This window comes from Streptomyces sp. 5-10, from assembly GCF_014712245.1.
Lineage (GTDB): Bacteria > Actinomycetota > Actinomycetes > Streptomycetales > Streptomycetaceae > Streptomyces > Streptomyces violaceusniger.
Map to the genome: position 1 here is coordinate 103,063 of NZ_JACVYG010000039.1, position 6,019 is coordinate 109,081.

Genomic DNA, 6,019 nt, shown 5'->3' on the forward strand with positions numbered 1-6,019 from the left:
CCACCGATCCCCATGAACCCGGGCAACTGGTTCATCGAGCGATGTCCAGGAGACGCCGGGTCGTGTCCCTGCTCCGGGCGGCGGAAAGGGCCGTAAGACCTGGTCCCCGGGACCTCCCCGGGACCGGTCGGCCCTGTCGGCCGGGGCCCGGTCATGGTCCGCTGGAGATGGCACCGGGGGCAACCGGCAGACGCGGAGAAGCGGACGTCCCACTACCGCGCACCGCGCAATCAGGGCCCGCGAGAAGTGGGCGCCCCCGGCGCCGCGCCTCGGCCCGGGCACCTCCCCGCGGCCCGCGCGAGGCCGCGCGCACGCCCCGGGGGCGAGCCGAGGTGCCGAGTGGGCCTGCCGGGAAGGAGACAGCGATGGCGCGCCCCGTCACCGTCGGGCTGGACGGTTCCGACGAGAGTCTGGCCGCCGCCGGCTGGGCGGCCCGTGAGGCCCGTTCGCGCGACGCGCCACTGCGGCTGGTGAACGCGTGGCCGGGGCCCGAGCAGAAGGATCTGACACCGGGCCGGGAGGCGGCCTGGCAGTACTGGTCCGAGCGCGCCCTGCGCTCGGCGCGCGCCGAGCTGGACGCCGACCACCCGGAGACGACGATCCTCACCGCCCAGATCTCCGGCCTGCCCGCGCCGGTCCTGCTGGCCGAGGCGGAGCGGGCCCAGCTGCTGGTGGTGGGGTCCCGCTCGATCGGCGCGGTCGCGGGCTTCTTCCTCGGCTCCGTCGGCCTGGAACTCGCCGCGCGCTCCATGACCCCCGTGGTCCTGGTGCGGGCGGACGGGCACGAGGAGCGGCACGGCGATGTGGTGGCCGGGGTGGAGCCGCACGAGCCGTGCGACGACATCCTGGACTTCGCCTTCGACGCCGCGGCCCGGCGCGACGGTGTACTGCGGGCCGTCCACGCCGACCGGGTCCCCGCCATCCGGGGCGACGCCCCCTGGGTGGTGGACGTGGGGCTGAGCGACGCGCGCAAGGAGGCCGAGCACGCGCTGGGCGAGGTGCTGGCGCCGTGGCGGGACAAGTTCCCCGAGGTGCGGGTCTTCGAGGAGGTCGCGTCGGACAGCCCGGCCCGGCGGCTGGTGACCGCGGCGGCGGGCACGGCGCTGATGGTCGTGGGCCGCGGTCCGCGCCGGGTGGGGTTCGGCCCCCGGCTGGGGCCGGTCACCCAGGCCGTGGCGCACCACGCCGCCTGCCCGGTCGCGGTCGTGCCGCAGCGATGAGCCCCCGCGCCCGCCCCCGCCCCGGCTCGTCACGAGGCGACGGGCGGCGTGACGAGGCGACGGAGAACAGCGGCGTAAACCGAAAGCAACCCAAGGCCCAAGGCAACTCAAGGCAACCCAAGGCAATCGGAGGAAACCGGAGGAAAGGGAAACGGCCATGAAAGCACTCGTCTTCCACGGGCCGGAGCGGTCCTCCTGGCAGGAGGTGCCAGACCCCGAACTCGAGGCCGCCACCGACGCGATCGTCCGGATCGACACCACGACCATCTGCGGCACCGATCTGCACATCCTCCGCGGCGAGGTGCCGGACGTCGAGCCCGGCCGGGTGCTGGGTCACGAGGGGGTCGGCGAGGTCGTCGAGACCGGTGCCGACGTCCGCGGGATCCGTCCCGGCGACCGGGTGCTGATCTCCTGCATCTCGGCCTGCGGCCACTGCCGCTTCTGCCGGGAGCGCGGCTACGGACAGTGCCGTGACGGCGGGGGCTGGATCCTGGGCCGTACGGTCGACGGCACCCAGGCCGAGTATGTGCGGGTGCCCTTCGCCGATCTGTCCACGCATCCGCTGACCGGGTCGGCCGAGGGCCATGACGCCGTGCTGCTGGCGGATGTCTTCCCCACCGCCTACGAGGTGGGCGTCCTCAACGGCCGGGTGGGGCCGGGCGATACGGTCGCTGTGGTGGGCGCCGGGCCCGTCGGGCTGGCCTCGATCGCCACGGCGCAGCTCTTCTCCCCCGGCCGGATCATCGCCGTCGATCCGGACACGGCCCGGCTGGACGCCGCCAAGCGGGTCGGCGCCGACGCGGTGGCGGACTCCGCGGAGGACCCGGAGCGGCTGGTCGACGATCTCACCGACGGGCTCGGCGCCGATGTGGTGATCGAGGCCGTGGGGAGCCCGCGGTCCTTCGAGACCTGCACCCGGATGGTGCGGCCGGGCGGCCGGATCGCCAACGTCGGTGTGCACGCCCGGCCCGCGACGCTGCATCTCGAAGAGCTGTGGATCAAGAACGTGACGATCACCACCGGGCTGGTCGACACCTACTCGACCCCCACCCTGCTCTCCCTGCTGTGCGCCGGGCGGCTGCCCGCGTCCACGCTGATCACCCATCTGTTCGAGCTGGACCAGATGGAGGAGGCGTACGACGTCTTCGCCCGCGCCACCGACACCGGCGCGATCAAGATCGTGCTCGGCGAGGCCGCCCGACCGCTGGTGGCCCGGCGGACGTGAGCGGGGAGGCGATGCGCATGGGAGCGCCCATCACCGTCGGGATCGACGGTTTCGCCGAGAGCCCGCCGGCCGCGCACTGGGCGGCGCGCGAGGCGCTGCTGCGCGATCTGCGGCTGCGGCTGATCCACGCCTGGAACCCGCCGTCGCCCCCGGCCCCGGTCCTCCCCCACGAGGACGACCAGGGCTACTGGTCGCAGCGGCTGCTGACCGACCTGGTGGGCGAGTTGCGCGACGCCCACCCGGGGCTGCGGGTCTCGGCCGAGCTGGTGCCGCGCGAGACCGTGCCCGCCCTGCTGGACGCGGCCCGGGACGCCGAGATGCTGGTGCTGGGCTCGCGCGGCCGCGGCACCCCCGACGGCTTCCTCCTCGGATCGACCGGCCGCCAGGTCCTCGCGCACGCGGATCACCCGGTGATCATGGTGCACGCCGACGACAAGCCGCTGACCGCCGATGTCACCGTCGCGGTGTCCCTGCGGCGGCCGAACGAGGAGGCGCTGCGGTTCGCCTTCGACGCCGCAGCCCGGCGCGGCGGTGTGCTGCGGGCCGTGCACGCGGGCGCGAATGGGCCCGGGGACGAGGAGGCGGTGGCGGGGGCGGAGGGCGCGCTGGACGCGGCGCTGCGCCCCTGGCGGGAGAAGTACCCCGGGGTGCCGGTGGCGGAGGCGTTCACCACGGAGCGCCCGGCGCTCGGCGTGGTGCACACCGCACCGGGCTCGGGACTGCTCGTGCTGGGCCGCGACGAGACGGAGCCGGGCCCCGCTCCCCACCTGGGCTCGGTGATCCAGGCGGCGGTGCACCACGCGCCGTGCCCGGTGGCGGTCGTCCCGCGCGGCTGATGCCCGGAGGGAGGGCCCACGGGGAAGCGAGCGATGTCCGGAGGGAGGCGAGAGCGACGTGCCGGAGGGAGGCGAGAGCGACGTGCCGGAGGGAGGCGAGAGTGACGTGTCGGAGGCGATGACCACCGACCTCTACGAGGTGACGATGGCCCTGTCGTATGTGCGCGAGGGCATGACCGCCCCGGCCACCTTCGACCTCTACGTCCGCGACCTGCCGCCCGAGCGGGGCTTCCTGGTCGCCGCGGGCCTGGAGCCGGCGCTGGACTTCCTGTCCGGCTTCCGCGTGGGGCCCGAGGACGTGGCGGCGTACGCCGCGGCGGCGCGCCGTCCGTACGAGGACCTCGAACCGCTGCTCGGGCTCGGCTTCGACGGCGAGGTGCGGGCGGTGCCCGAGGGGCGGATCGTCCTCGCCGGGGAGCCGCTGCTGGAGCTGACCGCGCCGCTGCCGCAGGCCCAGCTGGTCGAGACGTATCTGCTGGGGCAGCTGAGCCACCAGACCACCATCGCCTCCAAGGCGGCCCGGTGCGTGGTCGCGGCGGAGGGGCGCCCGGTGGTGGACTTCTCGCTGCGCCGCACCCACGGCCCGTGGTCCGGGCTGCAGTCGGCGCGGCTGAGCGCGATGACCGGGTTCACGGCGACCAGCAATGTGGCGGCGGCCGCGGCCTACGGGATCGAGGCCACCGGGACGATGGCGCACGCGTACATCGAGGCGTTCCCGGACGAGGAGACCGCGTTCCGCGCGTTCGCCCGTACCCATCCCGGCCCGGTCACCTTCCTGGTGGACACCTATGACACGGCGACCGGCGTGGCCACCGCGGCGCGGGTGCTGCGCGAGCTGGACTCCGGGCCCCTCGGCTCGATCCGGCTGGACAGCGGCGACCTGGGCGAAGAGGCGGCGCGGGCCCGGGAGATCCTCGACGCGGCCGGGCTGCCGGAGGTGCGGATCGTGGCGAGCGGCGGGCTCGACGAGTACGCCATCGAGGAGCTGATCCGCTCGGGCGCGCCGATCGATGTCTACGCCGTGGGCACCCGGATGGGTGTGTCCGCCGACGCCGCCTCCCTCGACACCGCGTACAAGCTGGTCGCCTACGACGGGCGGCCGGTGATGAAACTGTCCTCGGCCAAGGCCACGGCCCCCGGGACCAAGCAGGTGTGGCGGCGCTCCGGCTTCGCCGATGTGATCGGCGAGCGCGACGAGCTTCCGCCCCACGGCGGGGCGCCCCTGCTGGAGACCGTGATGCGGGAGGGGTTGCGGACCGGAGCCCCCGACACCCTCGACCGCGCCCGGCGGCGGTTCGACACCGATCTCGCGGGGCTGCCGCCGCACGCCCGGCGGATCCGCCGCCCGGCCCCGCCCCGACCCGCCACTTCGGCCGGGCTGGCCCGGCTCGCGGGGCGGGTGCGCCGCCGGATCGAGGTCCGGCTGGCGGCCGGCGGCGAGGCGAGCGGAAGGCAGGCAGCGTGACCAAGGCATGACCAAGGCGTGACCAAGGAGGATGCCGTGCCCCGGAGTGCGCACATCGTGAGCGATGTGATGACCCATACCGTCGTCGCCGTCGGCCGCGAAGCGCCGTTCAAGGAGATCGTCAGAACGCTGGAGCAGTGGAGGGTGAGCGCCCTGCCGGTGCTGGAGGGCGAGGGCCGGGTCATCGGCGTGGTCTCCGAGGCGGATCTGCTGCCCAAGGAGGAGTTCCGCGACAGCGACCCCGCGCGGGTGGCGCAGCTGCCCGACCTCCCCGGCGTCGCCAAGGCGGGCGCGGTGACGGCCGATGAGCTGATGACGTCCCCCGCCATCACCGTGCACGCGGGCGCCACGCTCGCCGAGGCCGCGCGGATCATGACCCACAAGCGGGTCAAGCGGCTCCCGGTGGTGGACGAGGAGGGCCGCCTGGAGGGCATCGTCAGCCGCGCCGACCTGCTGAAGGTGTTCCTGCGGCCGGACGACGACATCGAGGACGAGGTGCGCCGCGAGGTGGTGACCCATCTCTTCCCGGCCCAGGGGGAGACCGTCCGGGTGAGCGTGAACGAGGGTGTGGTCACCCTGACCGGACGGGTCAAGGAGGCCGTCCTCATCCCGGCGGCGGCCCGCCTCATCCGCGCGATCGAGGGCGTGGTCGACTTCGACAACCAACTCACGGCCGCGCCCCATACGACCCAGCGGCGCTAGGAGCGCCGTCCGGCGCCCCCTGCCGGGACACCCCGGCGCGGGCCCGGCACGGCGGGCCCACCCGACCAGCCACCGCCCGTAGCCACGACCGGTCGGGACGCCCAACAGCACGCGCCGCGCCGGGGCCCTGGGCGCCCGAGCACGGCCCGACAGCCCGGGCGCCACCTTCTCGGGGACGAAGGGGCCCGGGCGGCGGCAGCGGGCACGTCCCGGCCGTCGCTGCCGGGAGACCCAGGACCCGAGCCGGGACGACGAAGACGCGCCCCGCGACGGCGATTCGCGGGTAGGCGAGCGCGACCACGTGCCCCGGCCACCGCCCAGAGACACACCCGGCCCCGGCCCGCCCGACACGGCGCGCCCCGCCCTCGCCGGGACGCCCCGCGTGGCCGGGACCCGCAGCGCCCCGCCGCCGCGCGCACCGCGACGGCGATTCGCGAGTAGGCGAGCGCGACCACGTGCCCCGGCCACCGCCAAGAGACGCGCCCGGCGCCGGACGCCCGACACGGCGCGCCCCGCCCTCGCCAGGACTCCCCGCGTGGCCGGGACCCGTCCGGGGACGGCCCCAGCGCCC

General features: G+C 75.3%; 5 protein-coding genes. All 5 read left to right on the forward strand.

Translation table 11 applies throughout. The annotated features are described in order from the left end of the window. Positions 1-365: 365 nt before the first annotated feature. The gene (locus IEJ02_RS33490) at positions 366-1,220 is read left to right on the forward strand and encodes a universal stress protein (protein ID WP_191068269.1); all 855 of its coding nucleotides are present in this window, start codon (positions 366-368) and stop codon (positions 1,218-1,220) included. Positions 1,221-1,377: 157 nt separating this feature from the next. Continuing rightward, on the forward strand, positions 1,378-2,445 hold the full coding sequence (locus tag IEJ02_RS33495) for a zinc-dependent alcohol dehydrogenase family protein (RefSeq protein WP_191068270.1): 1,068 nt from the start codon (positions 1,378-1,380) through the stop codon (positions 2,443-2,445). A 17-nt stretch (positions 2,446-2,462) separates the two neighbouring features. Then, positions 2,463-3,281, forward strand: a complete 819-nt coding sequence (locus IEJ02_RS33500) for a universal stress protein (protein WP_191068271.1) — start codon at positions 2,463-2,465, stop codon at positions 3,279-3,281. Positions 3,282-3,387: 106 nt separating this feature from the next. Then, a complete protein-coding gene (locus IEJ02_RS33505; RefSeq protein ID WP_191068272.1) occupies positions 3,388-4,746 on the forward strand; it encodes a nicotinate phosphoribosyltransferase in 1,359 nt (452 codons plus the stop codon). A gap of 36 nt (positions 4,747-4,782) precedes the next feature. Further along, on the forward strand, positions 4,783-5,448 hold the full coding sequence (locus IEJ02_RS33510; RefSeq protein WP_191068280.1) for a CBS domain-containing protein: 666 nt from the start codon (positions 4,783-4,785) through the stop codon (positions 5,446-5,448). Positions 5,449-6,019: the final 571 nt, after the last annotated feature.

Bases quoted from the DNA above. Each gene is read 5' to 3' on its own strand.
- IEJ02_RS33495 (WP_191068270.1), top strand. From the start codon at position 1,378: ATGAAAGCACTCGTCTTCCACGGGCCGGAGCGGTCCTCCTGGCAGGAG.
- IEJ02_RS33500 (WP_191068271.1), top strand. From the start codon at position 2,463: ATGGGAGCGCCCATCACCGTCGGGATCGACGGTTTCGCCGAGAGCCCG.
- IEJ02_RS33490 (WP_191068269.1), top strand. From the start codon at position 366: ATGGCGCGCCCCGTCACCGTCGGGCTGGACGGTTCCGACGAGAGTCTG.